The organism is Candidatus Merdisoma sp. JLR.KK006 (assembly GCF_036941035.1).
Classification (GTDB): Bacteria; Bacillota; Clostridia; order Lachnospirales; family Lachnospiraceae; genus Laedolimicola.
Genome location: NZ_JAYMNS010000064.1, coordinates 1 through 4,196, shown reverse-complemented (window position 1 = coordinate 4,196; position 4,196 = coordinate 1). Strand labels below are relative to the sequence as shown.

At 37.6% G+C, this 4,196-nt stretch carries 5 protein-coding genes; all 5 read left to right on the top strand.

Features of this window, described 5'->3' with window-relative positions; genetic code table 11:
* Positions 1-135: 135 nt before the first annotated feature.
* The 5 genes from VSQ61_RS22485 (at position 136) to VSQ61_RS22465 (ending at position 4,127) form a co-directional block, all read left to right on the top strand.
* Positions 136-279: a cyclic lactone autoinducer peptide gene (locus VSQ61_RS22485; RefSeq protein WP_289822329.1), complete on the top strand. Its 144-nt coding sequence runs from the start codon at positions 136-138 to the stop codon at positions 277-279.
* 176 nt (positions 280-455) lie between these two features.
* Entirely contained in the window at positions 456-902 is a 447-nt protein-coding gene (locus tag VSQ61_RS22480; protein ID WP_334346550.1) for a hypothetical protein, read from the top strand.
* Positions 903-968: 66 nt separating this feature from the next.
* Positions 969-1,655: a UCP028583 family protein gene (locus tag VSQ61_RS22475; RefSeq protein WP_334346549.1), complete on the top strand. Its 687-nt coding sequence runs from the start codon at positions 969-971 to the stop codon at positions 1,653-1,655.
* 354 nt (positions 1,656-2,009) lie between these two features.
* On the top strand, positions 2,010-3,077 hold the full coding sequence (locus VSQ61_RS22470; protein WP_334346548.1) for a tyrosine-type recombinase/integrase: 1,068 nt from the start codon (positions 2,010-2,012) through the stop codon (positions 3,075-3,077).
* Between the two features lie 306 nt (positions 3,078-3,383).
* The gene (locus VSQ61_RS22465; RefSeq protein WP_334346547.1) at positions 3,384-4,127 is read left to right on the top strand and encodes a DUF4097 family beta strand repeat-containing protein; all 744 of its coding nucleotides are present in this window, start codon (positions 3,384-3,386) and stop codon (positions 4,125-4,127) included.
* The last annotated feature ends 69 nt before the right edge of the window (positions 4,128-4,196 follow it).

Here is a 4,196-nt window from a genome sequence, read left to right as displayed (position 1 = left end):
GGCGAGGGGCAAAAATGACGTGGATACCCGTATTTATTACGAGCAACAAAAAGAAAATGCCAAAAGATATATACTGAAATGTAGTAAAAGTAATTTTACTATATTTCGATATATTGATAAGGAGGTGTTTCGCATATGAAATCGACAGGCAGAAACATATTGGCAAAACTGATGAAAAATGTAGCAGGAAAATCAGCACAGGCAGCCGCAGAAAGCAGATGTATGTATATTTACCACCAGCCCAAGCAGCCGACAGGACTGAAGAGGATCAAAAAGTAAATCAGATGGTCCTATAGAAATATTACTGGATAGCTCTCTTTTGAATCAATTTGAAATGATGCAAAAGGGGGCTTTTGTAATGTAAAGAAAATCAGCGCGAAATCCTAATAAAAAGGGTGAAATATGTTATAAAATGATTATATATTGATAATTTGATAATAGGGAGCAATATTGTAATGGAGAAGAGGAAAATGGAAAATATGTGTGAGCTTGAAAAAAATGTCAGGGAGATGGCGTATAAAAAACTAATGTTCTGCAAGGGATTTTACTTAAGTACAGGAGTTCCCTTTTATGATGATTACTTTGGATATAAACCATGTGCTGAATGCAAAGAATGCAAGCGGTATTTGTACAGAAAACAATATATTAATCTGTTTTATGCTGTTGCAATTATTTTTGGCATATTAATGATGCTCATATTGGGAACTCCGCAGGGTGCTATTCGCAGGAATCTTTTTTTTCATGAGGGAGTGCAGGAGGCTCTTTATAGTAATGTTGAAAGAATAGAACAGGAAGATAATTCGAGGGATTTGCACTATTCTGTTGTCGTTAATGGAGAACAGCAGGAGTGGGAAGTGATCTGTTTGCAGACCACCTGCATCGCAAGGCGGCTAAGTGAGTAGAAGGGCTTTAGAATTTCCGCCGGGCGGAAAATTTACAAAATAAAGTTAACTAGGAGGATATATTTTATGGATTGTAGAAGTGAAGACAGAAGAAAGCAAATTGTTGAGGAGTATAATGTAGTGCCAAAAGCGCACATTAAGTTATTGGCGGGACAAGAAAAAATTAGCGATGCCGGAGGAAAAATTGAAAGGGAATATTATATTTTTGAGGCAACACCCAAAGAAAGCGGAAATCGGGAGATTATTCTGTGCGGTATGGGGGCTGCCAGGGATTTTCTTAAGCTGTTGAATCATAAGGGGTTGCCCGTATTCAACCCTTTACATGGAGAGGGCGGTTGCGCCGATGGTGGTCCGCAAGGAGGGGAAGAAGCAGACGGTCATGATAATGGCGATCCGCAAAGAGGGGATGGAGGTAGAGGAGGAAGGAATCCTGAATGGAATCCAATAGCCCGGCAGTTATATCATGCTTGTATGTGGGTAATTATCATCATTGATGCAAATGGTGGTACACCAATTTTTGAAATACAGGAAAGAGTATACAACTTTAGAGATAGAGAGCCTTTCGAAAGTCAAATAAAAGGCGTAAATACAATAATCATGAGAAATTTGCAGGGAAGAACTTTGACAGAAGCAATAGATGAATTACGAGCAGATAATAGAATAAGGGATGGGCTTTGTCAGTTTAATATGCTGGAAGACATTATTATTAATGCAAGAGATAAAGCAGGGAATCCTATACAGTCATACTTTTAAAAAGTTATTTGTGGAAGGAAAAGCAGTTGTAATCATACATAATAGCTTTACAAAGGTATGCTGGCAAAGAAGCTTTTCGTGGCAGTATGCATTTAATAGCAGTTACGCGACTAACCATGTCATATAAAGGATAAGACATTTTTGGGACTTTATCCTAATGGGATTTGTTAAATGATTTATATTAATCTAAGCTTTATGGGCTGTTGCACATTTTTGTGTAGCAGCTTTTCATTATATTTTCACAGTAGAGGTATTTTGAATGGGGAAGATTTTCATATTTTTAAGTTAGTTTTTTGCTGTATACACCATTATCTGATATAATATCTTTGTTAGTATTCATTTGGAGGGAAAATTATGCCAAGTAGAAATCCTACATACCATGAACAGAGGGAAACAAGCTATACTTTGCAGCTTAGACAGCTCTTAACAGAACTGCCACCATATGCAAGGGACTATTTCCGTGCCGCTGAACAGAAAACCAGTGCGAAAACACGGGTCTCCTATGCTTATGATTTGCTGGTCTTTTTCCGCTTCCTGATTGAGAAGAATCCTGAATTATCCAGTAAGGGTATAAATGGGATAACATTGGGGGACATTGACCTGCTGGCAAGCAGCGATATTGAAGAATATCAGGAATATTTAAAATATTATGAAGCAGAAAACGGGGAGCAGAAAAACGGGGCATCCAGTATTGCAAGAAAGATGTCTTCCCTGCGGAGTTTTTTGGATTATTTCTATAAAAAAGAAATGCTGGCAAAGAATGTTGCCATGCAGGTTGATATGCCGAAACTGCACGAAAAAGCAATTATCCGACTCGAACCGGATGAAGTTGCCATTATGCTTGATAATATTGAAAACTATGAAAACCGGCTTACCGGAAAGAAAAAAGATTTTTTCCTGAAAACAAAAATCAGGGATATTGCAATTATTACATTGTTCCTCGGTACTGGGATTCGGGTGTCGGAATGCGTAGGTCTTGATATTACCGACATTAATTTCCGCGAAAATAGTATTCGCATCATCCGTAAGGGCGGAAATGAGTCCATATTGTATTTTGGAGCAGAGGTAGAAAAAGCCCTTTTGGATTATATTGAAGGTCCACGAGCTATGGTTGCTATGAAAGCTGTTGCCGGGGAAGAAAATGCTTTATTTTTCTCTTTGCAAAAGAAACGGATCAGTGTTCATGCGGTAGAAAATCTTGTTGAAAAGTATGCGAAAGAATTTGTACCGCATAAGAAAATTACTCCCCATAAGCTCCGTTCTACTTTTGGTACAAACTTGTATCAGGAAATAGGGGACATTTATTTGGTGGCGGATGTCTTGGGGCATTCAGATGTTGGAACAACAAAGAAGCACTATGCGGCGATTAAAGACCAGAACCGGAGGAAGGCGGCTTTGGCTATTAAGTTACGGGAGAACTGATGGCACATAAAGAGCAGTGACTAATGCATGCTTATCTGAATAAGGTAATACACAAAGGATAAGAATGGAGAGAAGCAATAATGAAAACGAAAATGTCGCTTGGACAGTGTGTACAAGAATGTATGCACTGTCCAAGCGACATTTTCGTTTTTGGAGGGAAATAAATCCTTCAATGTAGAATTTTATTCTATAGATATTATCAAAATAAAGATTAAGAATTGTTAAGGTTCATTTAAAGACAGTTAAGGATTCAAATGTTATTATTTGAACATGAAAAACAACAATTCAAATTGAAAGGAGAAAATAATGAAGAAATTATTAGGAGTTTTAATGATGGTAATGGCTATCATAGGATTAACGATGTTACCGGAGGCTGAGGTTATGACGGCAAACGCGTCAAATGGAGGGACAACAGAGATTAAAGATACGGTGCAGTCCGCAGATATCGTTTTTGGCGGCGGAGATCTCTATGTAGAGGTTTGGGAGAAAGAGCATATCGGTTTTAAAGTGGAGAAAGGTCAGAATAGCAACGGTTATGAATATGAGTGCTATGTAAAAGACAACGTGATTTACGTTGAAGGTTCTCAGAAGAGCGGACATTCTGCAAATAAGGGAGACAATAAAGTATATCTTTATATCCCTTCGGACATGAAATTTGAAAATTTTATTCTGGTGAATGGAAATGCAGATGTCTATGCATCAAATGTGGTCTGCGAGAGATTGCAGATAGATGCAGCGGTTGGAACGATTAATATAACAGATTTTGAAGCAGATGATGTTAGCGTTGTCATGGGAATGGGAACTATTAATGCAGATGGTAAGATCACAGGCGATGTAGATGTTCTATGTAATGCTGGAACTGTAAATGTCAAGTTGACCGGAAATGTGAGCGATCATGACTATTTAATTGATACAACTTTAGGTAAAGTCAAGGTTGGAAATACAACGTACGGCGTAATGAGTAAGAAAAAGATTACCAATAACACAGGCAGCATGTTTGATTTAGAATGTGTCGCTGGTCTGATAAATTTTGAGTTCAATGCTAATTGAGCATTGGCATAGAAGTTGATTTAATAAATTGTAGATTTATTATCTATGATTATTAAAAATACATAAGAA

Coding starts and splice junctions, on each gene's coding strand:
- VSQ61_RS22485 (WP_289822329.1), top strand. CDS start 136: ATGAAATCGACAGGCAGAAACATATTGGCAAAACTGATGAAAAATGTA.
- VSQ61_RS22480 (WP_334346550.1), top strand. CDS start 456: ATGGAGAAGAGGAAAATGGAAAATATGTGTGAGCTTGAAAAAAATGTC.
- VSQ61_RS22475 (WP_334346549.1), top strand. CDS start 969: ATGGATTGTAGAAGTGAAGACAGAAGAAAGCAAATTGTTGAGGAGTAT.
- VSQ61_RS22470 (WP_334346548.1), top strand. CDS start 2,010: ATGCCAAGTAGAAATCCTACATACCATGAACAGAGGGAAACAAGCTAT.
- VSQ61_RS22465 (WP_334346547.1), top strand. CDS start 3,384: ATGAAGAAATTATTAGGAGTTTTAATGATGGTAATGGCTATCATAGGA.